The organism is Rhodococcus aetherivorans, from assembly GCF_025722975.1.
Classification (GTDB): domain Bacteria; phylum Actinomycetota; class Actinomycetes; order Mycobacteriales; family Mycobacteriaceae; genus Rhodococcus; species Rhodococcus aetherivorans.
The window spans coordinates 1,472,823-1,497,210 of record NZ_CP106982.1 but is presented as its reverse complement, the minus strand read 5'-3'; the positions used below and the strand labels follow the sequence as shown (position 1 = coordinate 1,497,210).

Annotated in this window: 19 protein-coding genes; 16 read left to right on the top strand and 3 right to left on the bottom strand. The window is 67.7% G+C overall.

What is annotated here, in order from left to right; genetic code table 11:
• Positions 1 to 2: 2 nt before the first annotated feature.
• Positions 3 to 1,133, top strand: a complete 1,131-nt coding sequence (locus OCS65_RS07020; protein WP_029545761.1) for a LuxR C-terminal-related transcriptional regulator — start codon at positions 3 to 5, stop codon at positions 1,131 to 1,133.
• Positions 1,134 to 1,161: 28 nt separating this feature from the next.
• Positions 1,162 to 2,109, top strand: coding sequence for a helix-turn-helix transcriptional regulator (locus tag OCS65_RS07015; RefSeq protein WP_037201139.1), 948 nt, complete (start codon positions 1,162 to 1,164; stop codon positions 2,107 to 2,109).
• Between the two features lie 72 nt (positions 2,110 to 2,181).
• Here the strand turns inward: OCS65_RS07015 and OCS65_RS07010 are convergent, their stop codons facing one another.
• On the bottom strand, positions 2,182 to 2,499 hold the full coding sequence (locus OCS65_RS07010; protein WP_006934224.1) for a 2Fe-2S iron-sulfur cluster-binding protein: 318 nt from the start codon (positions 2,497 to 2,499) through the stop codon (positions 2,182 to 2,184).
• Between the two features lie 364 nt (positions 2,500 to 2,863).
• Here OCS65_RS07010 and OCS65_RS07005 point away from each other — a divergent pair, with 364 nt between their 5' ends.
• From OCS65_RS07005 to OCS65_RS06985, 5 genes are all read left to right on the top strand, one after another.
• A complete protein-coding gene (locus OCS65_RS07005; protein WP_006934225.1) occupies positions 2,864 to 4,186 on the top strand; it encodes a cytochrome P450 in 1,323 nt (440 codons plus the stop codon).
• A gap of 4 nt (positions 4,187 to 4,190) precedes the next feature.
• Positions 4,191 to 5,420: an NAD(P)/FAD-dependent oxidoreductase gene (locus OCS65_RS07000; protein ID WP_006934226.1), complete on the top strand. Its 1,230-nt coding sequence runs from the start codon at positions 4,191 to 4,193 to the stop codon at positions 5,418 to 5,420.
• Positions 5,421 to 5,479: 59 nt separating this feature from the next.
• Positions 5,480 to 6,586, top strand: a complete 1,107-nt coding sequence (locus OCS65_RS06995; protein WP_029545763.1) for an NAD(P)-dependent alcohol dehydrogenase — start codon at positions 5,480 to 5,482, stop codon at positions 6,584 to 6,586.
• Between the two features lie 36 nt (positions 6,587 to 6,622).
• Complete coding sequence (locus OCS65_RS06990) at positions 6,623 to 8,068, top strand: aldehyde dehydrogenase (protein ID WP_029545765.1); 1,446 nt, start codon at positions 6,623 to 6,625, stop codon at positions 8,066 to 8,068.
• A gap of 75 nt (positions 8,069 to 8,143) precedes the next feature.
• Positions 8,144 to 8,395 carry a DUF3263 domain-containing protein gene (locus OCS65_RS06985; RefSeq protein WP_006934236.1) on the top strand — a complete coding sequence of 84 codons (252 nt, stop codon included), beginning with the start codon at positions 8,144 to 8,146 and terminating at the stop codon, positions 8,393 to 8,395.
• Positions 8,396 to 8,430: 35 nt separating this feature from the next.
• Here OCS65_RS06985 and OCS65_RS06980 read toward each other — a convergent pair whose 3' ends face one another.
• A complete protein-coding gene (locus OCS65_RS06980; RefSeq protein WP_029545767.1) occupies positions 8,431 to 11,904 on the bottom strand; it encodes a serine/threonine-protein kinase in 3,474 nt (1,157 codons plus the stop codon).
• Between the two features lie 522 nt (positions 11,905 to 12,426).
• A complete protein-coding gene (locus tag OCS65_RS06975; protein ID WP_037201140.1) occupies positions 12,427 to 13,608 on the bottom strand; it encodes a LuxR C-terminal-related transcriptional regulator in 1,182 nt (393 codons plus the stop codon).
• 458 nt (positions 13,609 to 14,066) lie between these two features.
• Here OCS65_RS06975 and OCS65_RS06970 point away from each other — a divergent pair, with 458 nt between their 5' ends.
• The 9 genes from OCS65_RS06970 to OCS65_RS06930 all read left to right on the top strand — a co-directional run bounded on the left by OCS65_RS06970 (position 14,067) and on the right by OCS65_RS06930 (position 24,275).
• Positions 14,067 to 15,398, top strand: a complete 1,332-nt coding sequence (locus OCS65_RS06970) for a cytochrome P450 (protein ID WP_006936686.1) — start codon at positions 14,067 to 14,069, stop codon at positions 15,396 to 15,398.
• Positions 15,395 to 16,633 (top strand): NAD(P)/FAD-dependent oxidoreductase, encoded by a 1,239-nt coding sequence (locus OCS65_RS06965; RefSeq protein WP_029545771.1) that lies wholly within the window; start codon positions 15,395 to 15,397, stop codon positions 16,631 to 16,633. The genes OCS65_RS06970 and OCS65_RS06965 overlap by 4 nt, the downstream gene beginning before the upstream one ends.
• A gap of 55 nt (positions 16,634 to 16,688) precedes the next feature.
• Positions 16,689 to 17,009: a 2Fe-2S iron-sulfur cluster-binding protein gene (locus tag OCS65_RS06960; protein WP_006936691.1), complete on the top strand. Its 321-nt coding sequence runs from the start codon at positions 16,689 to 16,691 to the stop codon at positions 17,007 to 17,009.
• 81 nt (positions 17,010 to 17,090) lie between these two features.
• On the top strand, positions 17,091 to 18,566 hold the full coding sequence (locus tag OCS65_RS06955; RefSeq protein WP_006936692.1) for an aldehyde dehydrogenase: 1,476 nt from the start codon (positions 17,091 to 17,093) through the stop codon (positions 18,564 to 18,566).
• Between the two features lie 39 nt (positions 18,567 to 18,605).
• Positions 18,606 to 19,724, top strand: a complete 1,119-nt coding sequence (locus OCS65_RS06950; RefSeq protein WP_006936693.1) for an NDMA-dependent alcohol dehydrogenase — start codon at positions 18,606 to 18,608, stop codon at positions 19,722 to 19,724.
• A 77-nt stretch (positions 19,725 to 19,801) separates the two neighbouring features.
• Positions 19,802 to 21,082 carry an aromatic ring-hydroxylating oxygenase subunit alpha gene (locus OCS65_RS06945; RefSeq protein WP_029545774.1) on the top strand — a complete coding sequence of 427 codons (1,281 nt, stop codon included), beginning with the start codon at positions 19,802 to 19,804 and terminating at the stop codon, positions 21,080 to 21,082.
• On the top strand, positions 21,079 to 21,639 hold the full coding sequence (locus tag OCS65_RS06940; RefSeq protein WP_006936696.1) for an aromatic-ring-hydroxylating dioxygenase subunit beta: 561 nt from the start codon (positions 21,079 to 21,081) through the stop codon (positions 21,637 to 21,639). The genes OCS65_RS06945 and OCS65_RS06940 overlap by 4 nt, the downstream gene beginning before the upstream one ends.
• Entirely contained in the window at positions 21,636 to 22,433 is a 798-nt protein-coding gene (locus OCS65_RS06935) for an SDR family NAD(P)-dependent oxidoreductase (RefSeq protein WP_029545776.1), read from the top strand. Before OCS65_RS06940 ends, OCS65_RS06935 begins: the two co-directional genes overlap by 4 nt.
• 63 nt (positions 22,434 to 22,496) lie before the next feature.
• Positions 22,497 to 24,275, top strand: a complete 1,779-nt coding sequence (locus tag OCS65_RS06930; protein WP_006936700.1) for an AMP-binding protein — start codon at positions 22,497 to 22,499, stop codon at positions 24,273 to 24,275.
• Positions 24,276 to 24,388 lie beyond the last annotated feature (113 nt).

Sequence of the window (24,388 nt, the reverse complement as noted above, 5' to 3'; positions counted from 1 at the left end):
GAGTGGTCATTTCGACGAGTTCGTTCGAGCTTGCCGAGCAGGCAATTGCAGAACTGCAGGAACTCCTCGGCAGCGAGCCGAGCCTGGTTCGCCTGGCGGGTGGCGAGCCGGATCCGGCAGTGATCCGCGCGTTCGCAGCCCGCAAACTCCGGGAGGGCGCCGACTCTCCGGAGCAAGCGGTACGGCTCGCCGACCTCGTGATGCGGCTCGACGCCGCCGACCGCGACGACATTTCGCGCCGACTGCGCATGCACAGCGAGCAGTTCGAGGCGCTCCAACACGTCGTGCGCGCCATCGACACCGGAGCCGACCGGATCGCGCAGACCGTGACGCAGGAACTGTGCACGAACCTCGGGTACGCCAAGGCCATGTTCTCCGTGGTCCGCGGTTCCACTTGGTCACCCATCGCGCTCGCCGTCCACCCCGAATTGACCGGGGATTTCCACCCACTCATCAAGGCCATCGACGGTCGAGAGATCTCGCTGCGGGAAGCCCCGCGGGAAGCCGAACTGGTTCGGCGTCGCCGGCCGTACGCAGTGGATGCCTCCGACACCTACCGGCACACGTACCGTCCTCTCATCGACCTGTCGCGCCCGGCGGGATATATCGCCGTTCCCATCGTCGTCGGCTCCCGCGCAGTGGCGATGATCCACGTCGACCGGCAGAGCGACGGACTCTCCGACACCGACGTCCACATCGTCGGCGCGCTCGCCGCGGTGTGCGCCTCGTCGAAGGAACGCGCCGATCTGCGGCAGCAGATCTATGCGCGCAACGAGCACATCGACGCCGAGGTCCAACGTCTCACCCGGGCACTGCGGCACCTCGCACAGGCGCCCGTGACGATGCCGGAACTCGGTACCCGTGAACTGTCCCGCTCCGACGTGGCGACGCTGGACGGTGGGTCGCAGGACCCGGCCATTCCGCGCGCGCAGTCGCTGACCACTCGCGAGCGCGAAGTGCTCACACTCATGGCGACCGGGGCGACCAATGCGGCGATCTCCCGGCGGCTCTGTATTTCCGACGGCACCGTCAAGAGCCATGTCCAACGGATCTTCAAGAAGCTCGGGGTATCGACGCGCGCCGAGGTGGCAGCGCTGTACGCCAATGCCAAGACGGTGACTGGTGGTGCCTGACGTACCCGAAGCGGATGCGCAGCCGGACATGAACACCGGGGACGCCGATCTCGAACGCGCCATCGCGGACCTCCTCACCGACATGCGCACTGCCACCCCCGAGCGCGCAGCCGAACTCGGCCGGCGCCTCGTAGATCTCCTCGATCGGCGAAAGGCCCTCGCGGAGAAGCGGACCGCCGAGGTCGGCGCACTGGCGTCAGGCATCGATCGTGCCGTCCACGCCTTGGACGACGCCGCCTCGAGTGCGGAACTCATGCGACGCGCGTGCGAGCGTGTCGCCGAACTCTGCTCTGCCCGGAAGGTCCTTCTGTCTCGGCTCGAGGGGGATCGAATCGTTCCCGTGACCTCCTTCAGCACCGACCCCGGTACGACGCCGTCGCTGCCCCTCGGGTTCGACCTCGTGGCGGGCTCCCCCGAAGCACATGCGCTCGCGACGAGCACGGTCACGGTCGATGAAGTGGTTCCCGAGTCGATGCGAGAAATTCTGGGTAACAGCGGTTTCGCCACCGTTCCGGTCCTCGTCGACGGGAACGCGACCGCGCTCCTGCACGTCGACACAGCACTGGACGGTCCACGGCGCCACGCCCTGAGCGTGTTCGCGGAAATGCTCGGCGGCTGCTTCGAACGGGTCGGTCTCGAATCGCGTCGCGAACGTCAGGACCTTCTCCTCCGCGAGAGCGCCCGACGGTGGAGCAGCGACACCGACTTCGACGCGCTGCCTCCACGCGGCGCGACCGACAGCGCGCCGTCCCCCACGGAACACGACGACGCGGACCAGCGCCTGCTCGATCCGCTCACCGACCGCGAAGCGGACGTCGTTCGGCTGATTCTCACCGGTGCGTCGAACGCCGCGATCGCCGCCGAACTGGTCATCACCGTCGACACGGTCAAGTCGCATGTGAAACGCATCCTCCGAAAACTGGGCGCTACCAACCGCGCCGAACTGATCGCGAAGTATCAGTCCACCCCTCGGTGACGCGGCGGCCCCGGCACCGTGACTCGCCCTGACCTGGCGGGCCTGGCGATGCAGGCCCACCGGACGACGTCGTCAGGCGTCGGAAGGCGGCACGGTCACCGTGATGGTGTCCACCTCCGGCGTCAGCACGAGCTGGCAGGCGAGGCGAGAGCACGGCTGGACGCCGTCGAGAAACTCGAGAAGATCCTGCTCCTCTGCCGTCGGCTCCCCGAACACCGCGGCGGAGTCGTCCACGTACACGTGGCAGGTGGCGCACGAGCAGCTGCCACCGCATTCGGCGACGATGCCGGGAAGGTTGTTGCGTACCGATCCGTCCATCACGCTCTGGCCGGCCGGGACGTCGACGGACGACGTCGAGCCGTCCGGGAGCTGGTACACGACAGTGGGCATGGCGATCTCCTCCAGGTTGACCGATGAACATCTGCGCGGCCGCCTCGCGGGGCCGGGTGCCGTACCCGGAAGGTGCGGCCGTTCTCCGTGCCCACAATTGTGTCGAGGATCACTGGATGCCCGCATCACCACATCGACCGATTACCCCCCTCCCTGAGGGTGAAGTTGCGACGGGACCAGCACAGTGCCGCGGGGTGACCGGGCACACATCCCCCGTTAGGTGGACAACATTCGTTCGCTGGTGTGATGCCTCTCACTCTCTGGGCTGACAGGCTCGAGTCACGTCAGTCGGCGTGAGCGTCGAACCTATGGCGCCACATCTCACTGCACCACGCAGATCTCACTGCACCACGAAGGGGAATCGATGAGCACTACAGAGCAGGTCACGGAGCTGATTCCGGACACCGTCGCCCGTCGGATCGTGCTGCCCGAAGGGCACCGGGACAACGACGCGTTGTTCGAGGCCTACCGTTGGCTGCGCGAGAACAACCCGCTCGGCCGCGCCGTGGTGGAGGGGTACGACCCGCTGTGGCTGGTGAGCAAGCATGCCGACATCATGGAGATCGAGCGCCAGCCCGACATCTTCACGAGCGCGGGCGGCGAGGACAAGGGTTCCGTCAACCCGATTCTGGCGAACCAGGCCGGCGACGAGTTCACCAAGAGCATCAACAACGGCAGTCTCCGCATCCTGGAGACCCTCACCTACCTCGATCCGCCGGAGCACACCGAGATCAAGGACATCGCGATCGACTGGTTCCGGCCCACCAACCTCGCGAAGTGGGAAGCCACCATCCGTGACCTTGCCAAGGCGTCCGTCGCCCGGCTCCTCGAGACGGACGGCCGGATCGACTTCGTCAAGGACTTCGCCCTGCACTACCCGCTGCACGTCATCATGAGCCTGTTCGGGGTGCCCGAGGAGGACGAGCCCCGCATGATGGCCCTGACACAGGAATTCTTCGGGACGGCCGACCCCGACGCCGTCCGTGAGGATGTCGAACCGCTGACTCCGGATGCCGCCGCCAAGCAGTGGGTGGCCACGATCCAGGACTTCTACGCATACTTCGAACAGCTGCTCCAGGATCGCCGCGCCAACCCCAAAGACGACCTCGCGACGATCATCTCCCTCGCCCGCGACAAGGACGGTAGGTACTACCCGAACGAGATGGCCTACGGTTGGTTCATCGCCATCGCGACGGCGGGCCACGACACCACCTCGAGCACCCTCGCGGGCGGCATCCTCGAGCTCGGCCGCAACCCGGACCAGCTCGCCAAGGTGAAGGCCGACCTGGCACTCGCTCCGCACCTCGTGAACGAGTCGCTGCGCTGGGCCTCGCCGGTGAAGCACTTCATGCGTCAGGCGACGCAGGATTACACGCTGCGCGGCCGCGACATCAAGAAGGGCGACCGCTTCATGCTGCTGTACCAGTCGGGCAACCGCGACGCCGAGGTCATCCCCGACCCCGATCGCTTCGACATCACCCGCCGGCCCAACAAGCACATCGCCTTCGGCTACGGCCCGCACATGTGCATCGGCCAGCACCTGGCGAAGCTGGAACTGCGGATCATGTTCGAGGAACTGCTCCCCCACATCGAGTCCCTCGCGCTGGTGGACGAGACCAAGATGATCCAGACCAACTTCGTCGGTGGACTCAAGAACATGCCCGTCAAGATCGAGTTCACCGGGTAACACGATGCTCACGTCACACCCCTCACCCACCGTGGTGATCGTCGGGGCCGGGCATGCCGGCGGCACACTCGCCGGCATGCTGCGGCAACAGAAGTTCGACGGCCGCATCGTCCTGTGCGGGGAGGAAACGCATCCGCCGTATCACCGTCCGCCGCTGTCGAAGAAGTACACCGACGACGAGTTCGTGCAATGGCTCAAGCCGGAATCCTTCTACGCCGACAACGCCATCGAAACCCGCCTGGGTGATCCGGTCGTACACATCGACCGGGATGCCCGGACCGCGACGACGGCATCCGGTGCGACCCTCGAGTACACGACGCTCGTCCTCGCCACCGGCGCCGCACCGCGGACCCTGACGCTCCCCGGCAGCGACCTCGACGGTGTCCTGAGCCTGCGCACCCTCGGCGACGCCACACAACTGCGCGAGGCGGTCCACACCGGGTCCTCACTGGCGATCGTCGGCGGTGGGTACGTCGGACTCGAGGTCGCAGCGTCGGCCCGCGCCCGCGGGTGCGAGGTCACGGTCATCGAGCGTGAGGATCGGGTACTGGCACGGGTCGCCAGTCCGGAACTCTCGGCCGCCCTCACCGAGTTCCACCGCGACCGCGGCACTCACATCCTGACGGGGGCCGAGGTCCGGGAGATCACCGGGACAGCCGGTCGCGTCGGTGGAGTCACCCTCGCCGACGGCACCGATATCGCCTGTGACCTGGTGCTGGTGGGCGTCGGCGCGATCCCCAACGACGCACTGGCCCGGGAAGCCGGCATCGACTGCCTCACGGGGATCGTGGTGGACGGGTCTGCGCGCACCAGCGATCCGCATGTCCTCGCCATCGGGGACGTGACCTACCGCCTGCACGACACACTGGGCAAGATGGTGCGTCTGGAGAGCATTCCCAGCGCGGTAGAGCAGGCGAAGCAGGCGGCAGCCGTCATCACGGGCGCGCCCCTGCCACCCCACGAGGTGCCGTGGTTCTGGTCGGATCAGTTCGATCTGAAAATGAAGATGGCCGGGATGGTCGATTCCGCCACCCGGGCAGTCCTGCGCGGGGATCCGTCCGAGTCCTCCTTCGCCCTGTTCCACCTCGACAGCGACGGTGTTCCGGTTGCCGTCGAGACCGTGAACGCCGCAGCCGACTTCATGGCCGGAAAGCGCTTCATCGGCAACCGCACCAAGCTCGACCCCACCGCACTCGCCGATCCCGCGACCTCGCTGCGGGAAGCCGTTCTGTAGAGCATTTCGACTTTCGCCGGCCCTACCGGGCCGGCCCTCAAGACATGGAGTACGTGATGATGGAAGCACTCGCAGCAGTCGCGAGAGAGCCGCACGCCGAATTCACCCTCGAGCCGATCACTATCGAGGGACCGAGGGCCGGCGAGGTCCTCGTCGAGATCGAAGCGGTCGGCATCTGCCACACCGACCTCGCCGCCCGCGACGGCGCCCTCCCGACCGCGCTGCCCGCCGTCTTCGGCCACGAAGGATGCGGCGTCGTACGGGAAGTCGGCCCCGGCGTCACCAAGGTCGCCCCCGGGGACCGCGTGGGCATCACCTTCAACAGCTGTGGGACCTGCCCGTCGTGCACCACGGGGGCACCCTCGTACTGCCACCAGTTCATGCACCTCGCCTACGACGGGGTGCGCGAGGACGGCACGGGACCGCTGTCCACCACCGACGGTGAGCGCCTCACCGGTCTGTTCTTCGGGCAGTCCTCCTTCGCCACCTACAGCCTCGCCTTCGAACGCAACGTCGTGAAGGTTCCCGACGACGTCCCGGCCGAACTCCTCGCTCCCCTCGGCTGCGGCATCCAGACCGGGGCGGGCGCGGTGATGCGTTCCCTGAACTGCCGGCCCGGATCTGCGGTACTCGTCGCCGGCGCCGGCTCCGTCGGCCTGGCCGCCGTCATGGGTGCCGTCGTGCAGGGCTGCACCACCATCATTGCCGTCGAACCCCATCGATCCCGGCGTGAACTCGCCCTCGAACTGGGCGCCACCCACGTCGTCGATCCTGCCGCCGGCCCACTCGTCGAGCAGGTCCGGGCCATCGTCCCGGCCGGTGTCGACTACGCGATCGACACCTCCGGCGTCCCGGCCGTGATCGAGTCGCTCGTCGGAGCCATGACCTTCCACGGCAAGATCGGCCTCATCGGCGTACCCGCCGACCCGGCGGCCTCCGTGCCGCTGAACATCATCAACTCCCTCGCCATGGGACTCACGATCACGGGGATCATCGAGGGCGACAGTGTCCCCGACGAGTTCATCCCCGAACTGGTCGAGCTCTACAAGGCGGGCAGGTTCCCGCTCGACAAGCTCGTCACCACCTTCCCCTTCGCGAAGATCAACGACGCGATCGAGGCCCAGCACCGGGGCGAGGTGCTCAAGCCCGTGCTCGTGCAGGACTGACCACCCCACCGACACACTTTCGAGAAGGACACCCCGATGACGATCGACTACACCGATCTCTACATCCGCGGCGGATGGGTACGGCCGTCCGGCGATGCGACGATCTCGGTCATCTCGCCGAGCACCGAACAGCGGATCGGCTCGGTGCCGGACGGCACCGAGTCCGACATCGACGATGCGGTCGAGGCCGCCCGCGCGGCGTTCACCGGCCCGGACGGCTGGGCGTCGTGGAGCGCCGCCCGGCGCGCCGAGGTGCTGGGCCGCTTCGCCGACGAACTCGAATCCCGCGCCGAGGACACTGCGACCCGGGTGAGCAGCCAGAACGGCATGCCCATCAGCCTGGCCCGGCAGTTCGAGGGCGGCTTCCCGCCTATCCTGCTCCGCTACTACTCCGAGATGGCGGCGAAACAGGAGGACGAGATTCGTCCCGGCATGCTCGGCGGATCGGCCCTCGTCACTCGCTCCCCCATCGGCGTGGTGGGCGCGATCGTGCCGTGGAACGTCCCCCAGGCCATCACGTTCCTCAAGCTCGCTCCGGCGCTCGCCGCCGGCTGCACCGTGGTCCTCAAGCCGTCTCCGGAGACCGTGCTCGATGCCTTCCTGATGGCCGAAGCGGCGATCGCGGCGGGCCTTCCCGCAGGTGTGCTCAACATCGTCCCGGGTGGACGTGAACTCGGCGCCTACCTGGTGGCCCACCCGGGCATCGACAAGGTCTCGTTCACCGGATCCACCGCCGCCGGCCGGGCAATCGGTCGCACGTGCGGTGAACTGCTCCGCCCCGTCACTCTCGAGCTCGGCGGCAAGTCCGCCGCCGTGGTCCTCGACGACGCCGACCTCGCCGCGAACATCGAATCCTTCTATGCGGCGACTCTGCTCAACAACGGCCAGATCTGCTGGCTCGGCACCCGCGTCCTGGCGCCGCGTTCACGCTACGACGAGATCGTCGACACCATCACCGATCTCGCGAAGGGCCTGTCGGTCGGAGACCCGCTCTCCGACACCACCCAGATGGGACCGCTGGTCTCGGCCCGTCAACGCGACCGCGTCGAAGGCTACATCGAGAAGGGCAAGTCGGACGGCGGGCGGATCACCACCGGCGGCAAGCGTCCCGCCGGGGCAGATCACGGCTGGTTCGTCGAGCCCACCATCTTCGCCGACGTCCAGACCGGGCACACCATCGCGCAGGAGGAGATCTTCGGCCCGGTGCTGTCGGTCATCCCCTACACCGACGAGGCCGAGGCCGTGGCCATCGCCAACCACTCGGACTACGGCCTCGGGGGTTCGGTCTGGACCGCAGACCCCGAACGCGGTGCACGCTTCGCCCGCAACATCGCCAGCGGCACGGTCGGTATCAACGGCTACGCCAACGATCCGACCGCCCCCTTCGGCGGCATCAAGAACAGCGGACTCGGACGGGAACTCGGACCCGAAGGACTGGCAAGCTACCAACAACTCAAGAGCATCTACCTCGACGTGCGATGACCCCGGCGTGGGCGCGGCCGCATGCACAAGCATGCAGCCGCGCCCGCGGCGGTAGGTGCCAGGAAAGGAGACACAATGACGAAAGATGAAGTCGCGCTGCTCGACTTCGCGGTACAGTGGGCACCCTACGACGGCGGCGACGAGCACATCCTTCCCGAGTTCGGACTCGTCCCCACCGACTTCTACCACCGATTGCGGTGTCTCCTCGACGCGCAACCGAAGATCGACGCCGGGACGCGGCGCCGTCTGAAGAGCCTTTGCACACGCAAACTCGGCTATCCCACGGTCGTCCAGCAGAAGTCGACGTCGCCCAACCGAGGACGGTGAAATACGCGGTCGTGGCGGATGCCGCGTTCCCGGGTTCACGCATCGTCCGGAGTCGTGGACGGGTTCGGGCTCTCCAGCAATCGGTCCAGGTAGAGAGCCGTTGCGGGACTGAGACCGTGGGCGCTGCGCTCCTGCGCGATGCGGTGCAGAAGGACGCTTACAGCGGACCCCGCATCCAGTAAGGGCTGGACGATACTGACCCCGGCGCATTGCTCGAGCACCGGAAGAACCACGCGCTCCGCCTCACGGTCCGACCCGGCAGTGGCGAGGCACTCGGTCAGCAACACGCGCGCATAGAGGGATGCTCTCGGCCGCCAGGTGGCGTCGATCGACTCTGCAAGCACTCGAGCTCTGTCACAGGCCTGCGTCCGGGCGCTGGCCGAGCCGGCAACAAGGAGCCGGATGACCGATTCCTCTGTGATCTCAGTGGTAACCCGACTGATACCGTCCAGCGGTTCTTGCGGGAGCTGCCGAGGAAAGCTGTCCGGGCTGAAATGCCCGGATCCGATTCCCAGGCGAATGCGCTCGTTCACGAGGTGCGCCGACAGGCGCGGAAGTTGCAATGTACGTGCCAGCTGTTCGCCTTCGTTCAATCGCTCGGCAGCAGCGTCGTACCGGCCGAGCCGGTGCTTCAGGCGCGCACCGACGACGTAGGTGGACAGCATGAAATCGACCGTTCCGCCTTCGGCCCCGAGACTGTGGCTCTGGTCGAGGAATCGCTCGGCCTCGGCAAGGTTCCCCTGCTCGTACAGCAGGTCTCCGAGCAGGGCCCCGGTGAGCCGGGAGCCGTAGGACAGTTCCACTCCCCGCTCGGTTGCCAGCTGCATGGCATGACGGAAACTGGCCTCGGCATCGCCGAGATCGAGTTGTTCTCGTGCGGCCAGCCCGTCGAGGCAGTACCCGTAGATGACGCTGAAGGGCCCGGAAGATCGCCGATGGTATGGACGTACCCATTGCTGCCAGCGCCGGGCCTCGGCAAAGTCGAACCGATGGATCGATCGAAACGACGCGACGTCAGCGGTGCCGCACAGGACCCAGGGGCGGAGCCGGTCGGCACGGGCGGTGCAGGCCTCGACCGCCGCATCCATCCCGTCGAGCCGGTCGTCGAAGGCGTTGACCGTGGCCCGGATGAGCGCTGCTTCGGCTCGGATGTCAGCTTCGTCTGCGGTTGCCGACGGCAGAGCTGCCGCGATGTTGCCGAGCGCCTCGGCGGCGGCAACGCGATGATGCAGGATGGCATGCGCCCAGGCCAGCGTGGTCTGTAGGCGCAGCCGGCGCGCGCTGGACGTGCCGGGGAGCTTCGCGGCCAGGCCGAGCAGGGTGCTCATCTGTGAGTGCTCGAGCAGTGGTATCGCCTCGTGTTCGACGGCATCGATCGCGTCGTCGTCGCTGCCGGCGACGAGGAAGTGATCCACAGCCGGGCTGAGTAGGTGCTGTTCGAGAAACCACTCGGCGGCGGTGTGATGCAACTCGATCAGGCGTTCCGGATCGTCACGCTCGAGCCGGCGGCGCAGGAACTCGGCGAACAGGTGGTGGTAGCGGAACCACTGTCCCTCCTCGTCGAGACGCGTGAGGAACAGGTTCCGCGCCTCGATGTCTTCGAGCACCGCCTGGGTATGCCCACGGCCGGTCAGGGCGGTGGCGAGAGCAGCGCACGTGCGCTCGGTGATCGACGTGGCGAGCAGGAAGTCGAGCAGATCCGGCTCCAGGGTATCGAGGACGTTCTCGGCGAGGTACTCGCCGAGAACCCGGTGCCGGCCGGACAGATGACGGATCGCCGTGCGCGGATCGTGGTGTTCGCGCAGGGTCAGGGAGGCCAATTGCAGCGCCGCCACCCACCCGTCGGTCGATTCCTCCAGATCGACGACCTCCTCCTCGTCGAGCTGCACATCCGTGGCGCCGGTGAGCAGTTCCCGGGACTCGTCGAGGTCGAAGCGTAATGCGGCCGAGTCGATTTCGATCAGTTCGTTGCGCACGCGCAGGCCGCTCAACGGCAGACCCTGCCGGGTCCGGCTGGTGACGACCAGCTGCAGGTGGTGGCAGCCGTGTTCGAGCAGGAACCGGGCGATGGACCGGCTGGCCGGGTTGGTCACCCGGTGCCAGTCGTCGAGGACCACCGCGATGTGCTGCCCACCCGCATGCGTCCGGTTGATCAGGGTGGTCAGCACGAACCGCTCGGCGCCGCCCCCGTGTCCTTCCAGCGCCCGGGTCAACTCGGTGCCCAACCCGGGCAGGGTCACCGTGATCGCATCGACGAGATGCGCGAGAAACCACGCCGGGGTGTTGTCGTCCTCGTCGATGGTCAGCCAGGCGGTCGTGCCGCCGGTGCGCTCGAGCATCTGCACGTACTGGGTGGCCAGGGTGGTCTTTCCGTATCCGGCCGGACCATGAATCAAGATCAACCGGGGTCGGGTCGCGGTCCCGAGCCTGCCGAGCAGCCGGGTGCGCGGCACCATCGCGTGAGCCGTGACCGGGGGGCGGTACTTGGTGGTCACGGCGGGCGGAGGGACGGGCCCGGACGCCCCGGCCGACGGCTCGAGGCGCAGGTACGCCGCGGTCCCCGCAGGGTCACGGTTTTCCCGCTGTGGTGGGCTCTCCTCGTCCCCCGCCAGCGGCAGCGGCAGGTCGGCAACGTGGTATCCCAGATCCGTCCCGGCCCGGCGCAGCGCCTCCCCCAGCGCCGCCGCCGTGCCGAAGCGGTCGGCGGGGTCGCGGGCCATCGCCTGCTCGATCACCACCCGGACGCCCTCCGGGACCTCGTGTGCGCGCAGATCGGGGATCGGTTCGGTGCTGATCCGCAACAACTGCTCCACCAGTTCCTCCCCGCGGCGCCGAGCGAAGGCGGGGCGGCCGGCCAGCGCGGTGAACAAGGTGGCGCCGAGTCCGTAGACGTCCGAGGCGACCGAGGGTGAGCGTCCGTGCAACACCTCCGGCGCGGTGTAGGCGGGGGAACCCACCACCAAGCCTCGGGTGGTGTCCTGCCGGTCCGCCAGTCGGGCGATCCCGAAATCGGCGAGTTGCGGTTCGCCGTACTCGGAGAGCAAGATGTTCGCCGGTTTGATGTCCCGGTGCAGCACCCCGGCCCGATGCGCCGTCTCCAAAGCTCCGGCCATCTTGATCCCGATGTCGAGCACCTCGGGAACCGTGCGCGCCCCGCGCCGGGTGATCCACGCGTCGAGCGAGTCGCGGCGGTGGAACGGCATCACGATGTAGGGACGTCCGGTATGAGTGACGCCGGCCTCGAGCACGTGCACGATGTTCGGATGCCCCGACAGCCGGCCCATCGCCTGCTGCTCACGCAGGAAGCGAATGCGATCGGCCTCATCGGGGTTCGAGCTCAAGACCTTGATCGCCACTACCCGGTCCAGGACAGGTTGACGGCAACGGTAGATGATGCCGAAACCGCCCCGGCCCAGCACCCGAGGCTCGTCGAAACCGACAGCAGCCAGCTCGTTGGCTATCTCTCTCTCGAACTGGTTCGAGGGATGCTCGACGGCTTCGTCCGACACGGTTGGTCCTCACCGACTGTTACGCCACTGACTGTCTCCGGTCGGATCATGGTTGCACATGGCTCTACCTGGGTTTGGTTCCTCATTCTAGCCTTACCGGCACAGACTCAGGCGGGAGTCGAGACCGCCATGAGTGCGGGCTTCGGAGCAGGCCGGTCCCGCACTCACGGCGCCACATTTCACGTGTTTCGAGCATGTGCGTCCGGCGCGCGAGGGCAATAGCCACACCGGCTACTGCCGCCCGGACCGAGGCGGGGTGGAGTTCGGGCCGGAATCGGTTGACGGGACCTGTGACGCTGAGCGCGGCGATCGCGCGGTTGTCGGATTCCAGCACGGGCACCTCGATTTCGTTGTGCCGCAGAACCATCGGTGAATACATGCCGCCCGGCACGAGTCCGGTCACCGAGGGCCCCGAGCAGCGGAAGACCGAAATCGGTAATCCCTTGTTCCTGGAGCGGGAGCCGGGACCGCGCGGCATCCCCGCCCTGGCACTCGCGTCGGATTCCTCGATGCCGGAAGGAGTTACCCCGCCCGAAGATAGCGGGAGACCGCTTCGGCTCGGTTGGCGGCACCGAGTTTGCGCAGAATGTGCCTCACATGGGCCTTGACTGTGGCCTCCGAGATGAACAGCCGGTTCGCGATGCGGGCATTCGAGTCACCCTCGGCCATGTGCGCAAGGACCTCGAGCTCCCGCCGGGTCAGCAGGTCCACATTCCCCACAGGGTGGCCGGACTGCATCGGGTGGCGATATCCCGGAAGCGCAACGACCGAATCGTTCGCCGACTCTTCGTTGGAAGCGATCATTTCGTCCAGCATGTCCGGCGAGGCATCCATGACGGCGGTGACCTGCTGCCGGATCGTCCGGAGGCGTTCCTGATAGTAGAGACGTTCCAGGGCATAGCCGAGACATTCCGAGAACGTGCGGACAAGCGTCCGATCGAACTCGCCGACCTCCCGGCCGTCGCTCGGGCTGTCGGCGTGGACGAAGCCGAACACTCCGGAGCCGACCATGATGGGAGCGGCGACGTAGGAGGAAGTGCTCGTGACCTGCTTGAAGCCCGGGTCCACGCGGTCGTCTGCCTGCGCCCGGGGAACCAGCACCGGCGAACGGCGCCGCACGATCTCGCTTTCGATGAGCCGGTGGCCCAGCGTCCGGCTCCGACTGCCGACCGCCAGGATCTCGGCAGCGAGCGCCGAATCGTTCCGCACGTAGCACGACTTCGCCACCCAGCGGTTGCCCTCGACCCGGGACAACATGCACCGCCGATAACCCAACTCGCCGACATGGGTCGGGGCGAGCCGGACAAGCTCGGCTACCGACCCGACGGTCCGCAGCGCATCGAGCGCCCGCCCGACTCCGGCGATCGCCTCCGATCGCTGTGCCAACTCGGCTTGGCGCAGCATCACCCGCGCGTGACCGACCTGCTGGGACAACCCGAGCAGACGAGCGATCTCCGCGCCGGGCACTGTTTCACCGAGCCTGCGCGTGAGGGCCTCCTCGACGACCTCGAGGGCGAAATCTGCCTCGTCGAGGTCGGCCGGAGTGCGCGAATCGGCCGGGGCGTTCCGCCCCAGGAGCTCATGGGCAAGTGCCAGCACACCCCGGGCCCGATCCAACTCCTCACCGACACTCCCGACGGGGCGTAGCGCAGGCGAAGAAGCGCGGTCGGCCGCGGCCGACCGAAAGGGCATCGTCGGTACCACGTATTCGGTGCTCCTTCCCGGCCTCATTGCCAGAGCAGATAAGGGAAATGTTAGCAATTCATGCATGCATGTCTCAATACCCCGGATTTTCTGAAGGAATCCGATCGGCGTAGTTCGGTCAGGCCCGGGCTGGTGGCGTTTCTCGCTCGCCCGTGCCGACCGCGCGCAGGAGTCCGTCCGCCGATGCGCTCGACCACGGGGCGAGACATGGATGCATGATTCTGAATCTTCCTCCTGTCCGTCCAACGATAGGCGTGGCGAGGCGCTCTTCCTCTTTCGGCGCAGGTGGTCGCCGAGGCCGAGTCAGCCGTTGGGATGAGAAACGTGCGCCCAGGGAGTGATGTGCATCACCCCGCCCGGGATCGAAGATTATCGGGACTCGAGTGATCGGCGTCACGCGACGGACGGCCGGACCGCGACGTCTCCGCGACATTGCTGCCACCCATCGGAGGAAAACTGTGACCACCATCGAGGCCATTACGGGTCCCACCCGACCCGTACCGGACGAAATCGCCCGCCGGATAGTTCTCCCCGAGGGCCACCGAGACGAGACGGCCCTGTTCGCGGCCTACAAGTGGCTGCGGGAGAACAACCCGCTCGCCCAGGTACACGTCGAAGGCTACGACCCGCTGTGGCTGGTGACCAAACACGCCGACATCCTGGAGATCGAGCGCCAGCCGGAACTCTTCTGCAACGGCGGAGGGTCCGACCCCGGCACCCACAACCCCATCCTGACCAACCAGGCCGGCGACGCGTTCACCAAGAGCCTCACCGGCGGGAGCCTGCGCATCCTCGACGCCCTGCCCTATCTCGATCCGCCGGAGCACACCGCGGTCAAGGACGTCGCTAGCGACTGGTTCCGGCCCGCCAACCTCAAGCGTTGGGAGGATCGCATCCGGGCGCTGGCCACGGAGGCAATCGCACGGAGGCTGCGCCCCGGGGGGAACGAACTCGATCTCGTCAAGGATTTCGCGATCTTCTATCCGCTGCACGTCGTCATGACCCTCTTCGGCGTTCCCGAAGAGGACGAGCCGCGCATGATGGCTCTGACCCAGGAGTTCTTCGGCACGGCCGATCCGGACGAGGTCCGCGCCGACGTCGAACCCCTCAGCCCGGAGGCCGCGGCCAAGCAGTGGGCCGCCGCCATTGCCGACTTCTTCGCGTACTTCGACGTACTGGTGGAGGATCGCCGCGCCAACCCGCGCGAGGACCTCGCCTCGATCATCGCCAACGCGCGACAGGCCGACGGCGAGTACTGGCCCAAGCAGTTCGCCTACAGCTGGTTCGTGACGATCGCGACCGCCGGGCACGACACGACCACCTCCACCCTGGCCGGCACCCTCGAAGCACTCGCCCACCACCCCGATCAGCTCGCCGCGGTCCAGCAGGATCCCACCCTCATCGGAGACCTGATCAACGAGGGCCTGCGCTGGTGCTCCCCGGTGAAGCACTTCATGCGCCAGGCCACCGAGGACTACGAGCTGCGCGGTCGACACATCAAAGCCGGTGACCGGCTGATGCTGCTCTACCAGTCCGGCAACCGCGACACCGACGTCTTCGACGCCCCGGACGAATTCCGCATCACCCGCAAGCCCAACCGGCACATGGCCTTCGGATACGGCCCGCACATGTGCACCGGTCAGCACCTGGCCAAGCAGGAGTTGCGGATCATGTTCGAGGAGTTGCTGCCGCGCATCCGCTCGATCGAGATCACCGGGGAACGCAAGGTGACCCAGACCAACTTTGTCGGCGGGCTGAAGAGCCTGCCGGTCCGGTTGGAGCTCGCGTGACCACCGCTCCCCCCGGCGCCGCCCGGGGTGTGGTGGTCGTCGGTGCCGGGCATGCCGCGGCCTCACTCGTGGGCCTGCTCCGGCAGGAGGGGCACACCGGCAAGATCACGATGCTCGGTGAGGAACTCGACTACCCGTACCACCGGCCGCCGCTGTCGAAGAAGTTCGCCGAGGGTGACCTCGAGCAGTGGCTGCGCCCCCCGGAGTTCTACCGCGAGCAGGAGGTCACGGTGCGTCTCGGTGAACAGGTCACCGAAATCGACCGCGGGTCCGGCCGGGTCGTCACGGCCTCCGGCGAGCGGATCGGGTACGACGTGCTGGTCCTCGCCACTGGCTCCCGCCCCCGCCCCCTGCCGGTCGCGGGAGCGGAGCTGGCCGGGGTCGGCGCGCTTCGCACCCTCGGCGACGCCCGAGCCCTGCGCAAGTGGGTCACGGAAGGCCGCACCCTCGCCATCATCGGCGGCGGCTACATCGGCCTCGAAGTGGCGGCAGTCGTTCGCTCCGCCGGCGCAGACGCGGTGATCCTCGAACGCGAGGACCGGGTCCTGGCCCGGGTCGCGAGCCCCGAACTGTCGACGATCCTCACCGCGCGGCACACCGCACAGGGCACGGTCGTGCGGACCGGTGTCGGGGTCGTCGGGCTCGAGGGCACCGAGGGGCAGGTGCAACGCGTCGTCCTCGACGACGGGGAGACGATCGACTGCACCGCAGCGCTGATCGGGATCGGCGCCCTGCCGTGCGACGAGTTGGCCGCAGCCTGCGACCTGGAGCGCGGCCCGGCCGGTGGCATCGTCGTCGACGAGTTCGCTCGCACAAGCGATCCCGCGATCCTCGCCATCGGCGACGTGACCTGCCGGCGTGTGCCCGGACTCGACAGCATCGGGCGACTCGAGAGCATCCCGAGCGCGACCGAACAATCCCGGCAGGCGGTAGCCGCGATCCTCGGCACACCGTCGCCGCAGCCCGAGACGCCGTGGTTCTGGTCCGACCAGTTCGACCTGAAGCTGAAGATCGCCGGCGTCGTGCGACCTGGGGCCGACATCGTCTGCCGCGGGAACCCCGAGTCGGGGCGCTTCGCTCTCTTCCACCTACGCGACGGAATCCCCCTCGCGGTCGAGTCCGCCAATGCCGCACCGGAATTCATGGCCGGAAAGAAGTGGATCGGCGCCGGCACACCTGTCGATCCCGGCCGACTGGCCGATCCCGGTGTCGCCCTGCGCGACGCCGTCCACTGACGCCATCGCGCCGGCCTGCGACGTACCACCCCACCTGCACGATCCGAGGAATACCATGCCCAAGATCACCTATCTCGTCCCCGACGGAACCGCCCACATCGTCGATGTCCCAGTGGGACAGAGCATCATGGACGGGTCGGTTCGCAACAACCTGCCCGGCATCGTCGCCGAGTGCGGCGGCAGCTGCTCCTGCGCGACCTGCCACGTACACGTCGACCCCGAGTACGCCGAGCTGTTCGACGCGGCCACCGACGAAGAACGCGACCTGCTCGAGTACGCCGAGGATGTCGACGAGCGCTCCCGGTTGTCATGCCAACTCATCGTCAACGCCGCGTGCGAGGGCGCCCGAGTAGTCGTGCCCGATTCCAACGGCTGACCCGGCGCCGGACCCCACCTGCGGGGCCACCCCCTTTCCTCACCCCATTTCCGGGACCGCGCTACAAAGGAGCCGCACCCCATGACCGCACTCACCGGCACGACCGACTATCAGCAGTTCTACATCGACGGAAGCTGGGCCGACCCGTCATCGTCGCGCACCGTCGAGGTGCGGGCCGCGGCCACCGAGGAACGCCTCGGCAGCGTCCCGGAAGCGAGCGAACGGGACATCGACGACGCCGTCGCCGCCGCCCGCCGGGCATTCGACGACCCTCGGGGCTGGTCCCGCTGGGATCCGGCGCGCCGCCGCGAGGCGCTCGAGCGTTTCGCCGTGGCACTGGAGAAGCGCGCCCCCGAAACCGCGACCCGCGTGAGCTCGCAGAACGGTATGCCGATCTGGCTCGCTCAGCAGTTCGAGGGCGGGTTCCCGGCCCTGCTGCTGCGCTACTACTCCGGCCTGGTCGCCGACACCCCCCAGGAGGAGACCCGGCAGGGCATGCTCGGCGGGAAGGCGCGCGTGATCCGTGAGCCGATCGGCGTGGTCGGCGCGATCGTCCCGTGGAACGTCCCGCAGGGAATCACGTTCCTCAAGCTCGCCCCCGCCCTCGCCGCCGGATGCACGGTCGTGCTCAAACCTGCTCCAGAGACGGTCCTCGACGCCATGCTGATGGCCGAGGCAGCCGCCGAGGCACAGCTGCCGGCAGGCGTACTGAACGTCGTGCCCGGTGGAGGCGAGATCGGGGCCTACCTGGTAGCCCATCCGCAGGTGGACAAGGTCTCGTTCACCGGATCGACGGCGGCCGGCCGGACGATCGCCGAGACATGCGGGCGCCTGCTGCGCCCGGTGACCCTCGAGCTCGGCGGCAAGTCCGCCGCGATCGTCCTCGACGACGCCGACCTGGCCTCGACGATCGAGAGCTTCTTCGCCTCGACACTTCTCAACAACGGTCAGATCTGCTGGCTCTCGACCCGCGTACTGGCCCCCCGATCGCGATACGCCGAGGTCGTCGACACCGTCAGCGGGCTCGTGTCCTCCCTGCGGATCGGTGATCCTCTGGCCGAGACCACTCAGATCGGTCCGCTGGTGTCCGCACGGCAGCGCGATCGGGTCGAGTCCTACATCGCCAAGGGGAAGGCCGAAGGGGCCCGGCTGACCGCCGGCGGCGGCCGGCCGGCGGGCCTCGACCACGGCTGGTACGTGCAGCCGACCGTGTTCGCCGAGGTCGACAACAACCACACCATCGCCCAGGAGGAGATCTTCGGGCCGGTCCTGTCGGTGATCCCGTACACCGACGAGGACGAGGCGGTTGCCATCGCCAACGCCTCGGACTACGGCCTGGGCGGCAGCGTCTGGACCACAGACCCGGAGCGCGGCGAGGCCGTCGCCCGCCGGGTGCGCACCGGCAGCATCGGCATCAACGCCTACGTCAACGACCCCGTCGCCCCCTTCGGCGGAATCAAGGCCAGCGGCATCGGCCGTGAACTCGGACCCGAGGCCCTGCACAGCTACCAGGTCCTCAAGACCATCTATCTCGACGCCTCGGCCGCGCAGGCCTGAGCAGAACCCGTCTCACCGACCCACACCCGAGGAGTCCTCATGAAAAGCCGCGGCGCCGTTCTCCGCCAAGCCCCTGGCAAGTTCGAAATCGTCGACCTCGTCGTCGACGAACCCCGACAGAACGAGATCCGAGTCAGGATGGTCGCCTCAGGGCTGTGCCACTCCGACGACCACATGGCCACCGGTGACCTCCCCGTCGCCGTCTACCCGGTCTGCGGTGGACACGAGGGCGCCGGCATCGTCGAGTCGGTCGGCCCGAACACCTCCGGCTTCGAACCGGGAGACAAGGTCATCTTCTCGTTCCTGCCGGCCTGCGGAAAATGCCGCTGGTGCTCCACCGGGCACCAGAACCTCTGCGACCTCGGCGCCAACGTCCTGGTCGGCTCGCGCTGGGACGACCCGACGAGCTTCCGACTGCAGCTCGAGGACGGCACCCCCGTCGCCCAGGCACTCGGCATCTCCACCTTCTCCGAATACACGACGGTCGCCGTCGACTCCGCCATCAAAGTCCCGGCGGACACCCCGCTGGAAAAGGCGTGCCTGCTCGGCTGCGCAGTCGGGACCGGCTGGGGCTCGGCGGTCAACACCGGCAAGGTGCAACCCGGCGACACCGTGCTGATCCTCGGTGTCGGCGGCATCGGCGCGAACGCCGTCCAGGGTGCCGTGCATGCCGGTGCGGCACGGGTGATCGTGGTCGACCCCGTCGCCTTCAAGCGGGACACGGCGCTCTCTCTGGGTGCCACGCACGCGGTCGCCACCGTCGAGGAGGCCATCGAGATCGCGAAGAGCTTCACCAACGGCCAGGGCGCCGACGTCGCGATCGTCACCGTCGGCGTCATCACCGGCGACCACATCGCGCAGGCATTCGCCGGTATTCGCAAGCAGGGCACGGTCGTCGTCACCGCGCTCGGCAACGCCGCCGCCGTCGGCATCCCGGTACCGATCCTCGAATTGATCCTCTACGAGAAGAAGATCAAGGGTTCGCTGTTCGGCTCGTCGAGCCCGCGCGCAGACATCCCCAAGCTGCTCGACCTCTACCAGGCCGGCTACCTGAAGCTCGACGAGTTGATCACCACCGAGTACGCCCTCGACGACATCAACCAGGGATACGACGACATGCGTGCCGGCACCAACATCCGCGGTGTCATCCGGTTCTAGCGACCGCCCGACTGCACCGATCCGGCCCCTCGGATCCCCTCCCGCACCAACCTCGGCCCAATCCCAGAGAGGCACCGATGACCGTCACAGACGACCCGACGACCCAACTACCGACACCCCACGGACCGTTCGTCGAGGACGATCGTGAAGCACACAGCTTCCGTGTCCACCGCTCCACCATGACCTCACCGGAGGTCCATGCGATGGAACTCGAGCGGGTCTTCGCGCACAGCTGGCTCTACGTCGGCCACGAGTCGGAAATCCGCAAGAAGGGCGACTACGTGCGCCGCCCCGTCGGCGGACGCCAGGTTTTCATGGTCCGCGGACGATCGGGGCAGGTGAACGTCTTCCACAACACCTGCACCCACCGCGGCGCAATGGTCTGCCGCGCCGAACGTGGCAACGCGAAGATCTTCTCGTGCTTCTACCATGCCTGGTCGTTCAACACCGACGGCGAACTGGTGGGCATCCCGGACCGCCAGGCGTACGGCGACGACCTCGACTTCGGCAAACTCGGGCTCCGGCCCGCCGCCAAGGTCGACAGCTACCGCGGCTTCGTCTTCCTCTCCTACGATCCCGACATCGTGCCCCTGGTCGACTACCTGGCGGGCGCCACGGAGTACCTCGACCTCGTCGTCGACGCGGTCGAGGACGCGGAAATCATCTCCGGAACCAACGAGTACGCGATCAATGCCAACTGGAAACTCCTGGCGGAGAACAGCATCGACGGCTACCACGCGGTCAGCACCCACGACACCTACTTCAAGTACCTGGTAGCGCTGGGCACCGACCTCGCGGGTGGGGTCCAGGGCACGGCGAAGGCCCTGGGCAACGGGCACGCGGTACTCGAATACACCGCACCGTGGGGCCGACCGGTGGCGAAGTGGGAGCCACTGTTCGGTGAGGGCGCGCGCGAGGAGATCGGCCGGCTGCGCGCCGAACTCGTGGCCAAGCACGGCGAAGAGCGCGCCTCGCGCATGGCCGACGTCAACCGCAACCTGTTGATCTACCCGAACCTGGTGATCAACGACATCATGGCAGTTACCGTACGCACGTTCATGCCTGTCTCCGCGGACCGGATGGAGATCACCGCCTGGGAGCTCGCTCCGAGTCAGGAGCAACCCCAGCTGCGGCAGCGCCGTCTCGACAGCTTCCTCACCTTCCTGGGCCCCGGTGGCTTCGCCACCCCGGACGACATCGAAGCCCTCGAGTCCTGCCAGCAAGGCTTCCACAGCGGCGGAGTGGAGTGGAACGACATCTCACGCGGCATGGCGCGCATGCCCGAGGCCAACGACGAAGAGCAGATGCGTGCCTTCTGGCGACGCTGGAACGAGCAGATGATCGGAGAGGCCCGATGACCACCACCGCACCCGAGACTCCGAAGGCCGCGCCGGCGCCGTCCCCGCAGGTCGACGACCTTCGTCAGGTCACCCGCAGCCGAGTCGAGGACCTGCTCTACCTCGAGGCCGAACTGCTCGACGACTGGGACCTCGACACCTGGATCACCCTCTACACCGACGACTGCCGCTACGTCGTGCCCTGCAACGACACCCCCGACGCCGACCCGGCCCGGGACCTGGTGCTCGTCGACGACGACCACCTGCGTCTGTCCTGCCGCGTGGAGCGACTCAATTCCCGCCGGGCACACCGGGAATACCCGCACTCGGCCACCAGCCACCAGGTGTCCAACGTGCGGCTGCGCCCGGTCGTCGACGGCACCGACGGTGCGGCCGAGCTTCCGGTGGTCGCCGAGTTCGTCGTCTGGCGCTTCCGCGGCGAACGCTCCTACACCTACGCCGGCCGCTACCACTATCGACTGCGCGTCGTCGACGGGCACCTGCGGATCGCGTCGAAGCGGTGCGTGCTGCGCATGGGAAGCCTGCGCCAGGTGTCCGACGTCGCGATCATCCTGTGAACGCCGAACTGGACGGGGCACCGTTGCGGGGCCGCACCGTGATCGTCACGGGAGGAGCGACCGGCATCGGTCTCGCGATCACCCGCAGGTTGCTCGCCGACGGCGCGTCGTTGCTCGTCGCTGCCCGTGACGAGGACGAACTCCATCGCGGGCTCGGGGCGCTGAGCGCACCCCCCGGCGTTCCCGAGCCCGCGGGATTCGTCGGTGATCTGGCGCTCCCGGGCGCCGCGGACGCGATGCTCACCGCGGCCACGGAGACTTTCGGCCCGGTGTACGGACTCGTCAACAACGCCGGCGGGGGCGTCATCGCGCCGACGCTCCAGCATACCGAGCAGACGCTGAAGTCGACCATCGACAACAACCTGTGGACCACGCTGCGGGCCAGCATGGCGTTGCTCCCCCATCTCGTCGACAACGGCGGAGGACGCATCGTCAACATCGGCGCCGAGTCCGTGCGCAACGGCCTCACCGCCCACGCGGTCTACAACGCCGCCAAAGGCGGGGTGCACGCGTTCGCCGTCGGATTGGCGCGCGAGTTCGCACCCGCAGGCATCACCGTGAACACCGTCGCGCCGGCCTACACCCTGACCGCGGAGCTGGCCGCCGCGATCGAAGGAGACCGCCTCCCCGACGTTCTACGGCCGGTCGTCGAGGACGCGGTGCGACTCATTCCGATGGGCCGCCCCGCTGTTCCCGACGAAGTCGCCGGGGCCGTCGCCTATCTCCTTCGCCCGGAATCCGGCTTCGTTACCGGACAGGTGATCAGTGTGAACGGCGGCAGCAGCATGGGCTGACACGTCGCCGCGCCACAGACCGACCGATCCCACATCCAGGGTGCAGACCCGGAAAGGTGAGCCATGACCGGCGTATCCCACGTCGACGACACATCCCGTGTCTCGGGTACATCTGATCCTGAACAACTTTCGACCCACGGCCGGGCAACCGAGCTCTACCGGTCGGCACGCGATCTGCTCCAGGATCTCGGCCGCGACTACCGCAAGGCGGTCGACGAGTTCACCTGGCCGGATCTCGGGGAGCGGTTCAACTGGGCCGTGGACTGGTTCGATGCGATCGCACGGGGCAACGACCGGGTGGCCCTGTGGATCGTGGAAGAGAACGGCGCCGAGGCGAAGTACACCTTCGACGAACTCGCACGCCGGTCCGATCAGGTCGCCGCCCATCTGGCCGCCCACGGAGTGGCCCGGGCAGACAGAGTCGTCCTCATGCTGAACAACCAGGTCGAACTCTGGGAGGCCATGCTCGCGGTCATGAAGCTCGGTGCGGTCATCATGCCCACGACCACCGCGCTCGGCCCGGTGGATCTGGCCGATCGCATCGACCGGGGCGGTGCCCGGCACGTCATCGCCAACATCGCCGACACCACCAAGTTCGACGAGATCGAGGGCAAGTACACGCGTTTCGTGGTCGGCGACGCGCATGAGGCACCTGCCGGCTGGGTGAGCTTCGCCGACGCATACGCGCTGGACGTTCCCCGTGCAACGCACCCCGGCACCGCTCCGCACGACCCCCAGCTGCTGTACTTCACCTCCGGCACCACGAGCCGGCCCAAACTCGTCGAGCACACGCAGGTGTCCTACCCCCTCGGGCACCTCGCAACCTCGTTCTGGGTCGGAGCCGCACCCGGGGACGTACACCTGAACATCAGCTCGCCGGGCTGGGCGAAGCACGCCTGGAGTTGCTTCTTCGCCCCGTGGATCGCCGAAGCGACGATCTTCGTCTACAACTATTCCCGCTTCGATGCCGCCACGTTGCTCGAACAGATCCGCCGGGCCGGCGTGACCACGTTCTGTGCCCCACCGACGGTGTGGCGAATGCTGATCAACGCCGACCTCTCCGGCGGCCCCGCGCAGCTGCGTGAGCTGCTTTCCGCGGGAGAACCGCTGAACCCCGAAGTCATGGATCAAGTGCGGCGGCAATGGGGATTGACGGTCCGCGACGGGTTCGGCCAGACCGAGCTGCCATTGGCTGTCGGGAACGTACCCGGCATGCCGGTCAAGCCCGGATCGATGGGTCTGCCGTTGCCCGGTGTTCCGGTCGTGCTGGTCGATCCGGTGACCGGCGCGCGGGTCGACGGTGTCGGAGAGGGCGAGCTCTGCGTCGATCTGACAGCGCGGCCGATAAGCCTGATGACCGGCTACCTGGGCGATCCCGAACGCAACGCCGAGGCGATGGCAGGAGGCTTCTACCACACCGGCGACGTCGCTTCCCGGGACGCGGACGGCTACATCTTCTACGTCGGGCGCACGGACGACGTGTTCAAGGCCAGTGACTACAAGATCTCGCCGTTCGAGCTGGAAAGCGTGCTGATCGAGCATCCGGCGGTCGCCGAGGCCGCGGTCGTGCCGGCCCCCGACGAAGTCCGGCTGGCCGTGCCCAAGGCCTATGTCAGCCTAGCGCCGGGTCACGAGCCGACGCGGGCGACGGCACTGGCCATCCTGCGGCACGCCCGCGAGAACCTCGCGCCGTACCAGCGCGTACGCCGCCTGGAGTTCGCCGACCTGCCGAAGACCATCTCCGGCAAGATCCGCCGCGTGGAACTGCGTGGCCGCGAAGAATCCGGCGTCGCCGGTGCCGGTGAATGGCGCGACGACCAGTTCCCCGAATTACGGCCCTGAGTCGCGTACCCCGGGGCTGCACCTGCCCCGGGGTACACGAACATCCCTGAGCGAGTCCTGGTTCCGTCGCAGGCGCCGGGACCGAAGCACATTGTGATGGTGCGTGGTTGCGA

What these genes read in the sequence shown, in the direction of transcription:
- OCS65_RS07015 (WP_037201139.1), top strand. Translation starts at nt 1,162, where the DNA reads ATGAACACCGGGGACGCCGATCTCGAACGCGCCATCGCGGACCTCCTC.
- OCS65_RS07010 (WP_006934224.1), bottom strand. Translation starts at nt 2,499, where the DNA reads ATGCCCACTGTCGTGTACCAGCTCCCGGACGGCTCGACGTCGTCCGTC.
- OCS65_RS07005 (WP_006934225.1), top strand. Translation starts at nt 2,864, where the DNA reads ATGAGCACTACAGAGCAGGTCACGGAGCTGATTCCGGACACCGTCGCC.
- OCS65_RS07000 (WP_006934226.1), top strand. Translation starts at nt 4,191, where the DNA reads ATGCTCACGTCACACCCCTCACCCACCGTGGTGATCGTCGGGGCCGGG.
- OCS65_RS06995 (WP_029545763.1), top strand. Translation starts at nt 5,480, where the DNA reads ATGGAAGCACTCGCAGCAGTCGCGAGAGAGCCGCACGCCGAATTCACC.
- OCS65_RS06990 (WP_029545765.1), top strand. Translation starts at nt 6,623, where the DNA reads ATGACGATCGACTACACCGATCTCTACATCCGCGGCGGATGGGTACGG.
- OCS65_RS06985 (WP_006934236.1), top strand. Translation starts at nt 8,144, where the DNA reads ATGACGAAAGATGAAGTCGCGCTGCTCGACTTCGCGGTACAGTGGGCA.
- OCS65_RS06960 (WP_006936691.1), top strand. Translation starts at nt 16,689, where the DNA reads ATGCCCAAGATCACCTATCTCGTCCCCGACGGAACCGCCCACATCGTC.
- OCS65_RS06955 (WP_006936692.1), top strand. Translation starts at nt 17,091, where the DNA reads ATGACCGCACTCACCGGCACGACCGACTATCAGCAGTTCTACATCGAC.
- OCS65_RS06950 (WP_006936693.1), top strand. Translation starts at nt 18,606, where the DNA reads ATGAAAAGCCGCGGCGCCGTTCTCCGCCAAGCCCCTGGCAAGTTCGAA.
- OCS65_RS06945 (WP_029545774.1), top strand. Translation starts at nt 19,802, where the DNA reads ATGACCGTCACAGACGACCCGACGACCCAACTACCGACACCCCACGGA.
- OCS65_RS06940 (WP_006936696.1), top strand. Translation starts at nt 21,079, where the DNA reads ATGACCACCACCGCACCCGAGACTCCGAAGGCCGCGCCGGCGCCGTCC.
- OCS65_RS06930 (WP_006936700.1), top strand. Translation starts at nt 22,497, where the DNA reads ATGACCGGCGTATCCCACGTCGACGACACATCCCGTGTCTCGGGTACA.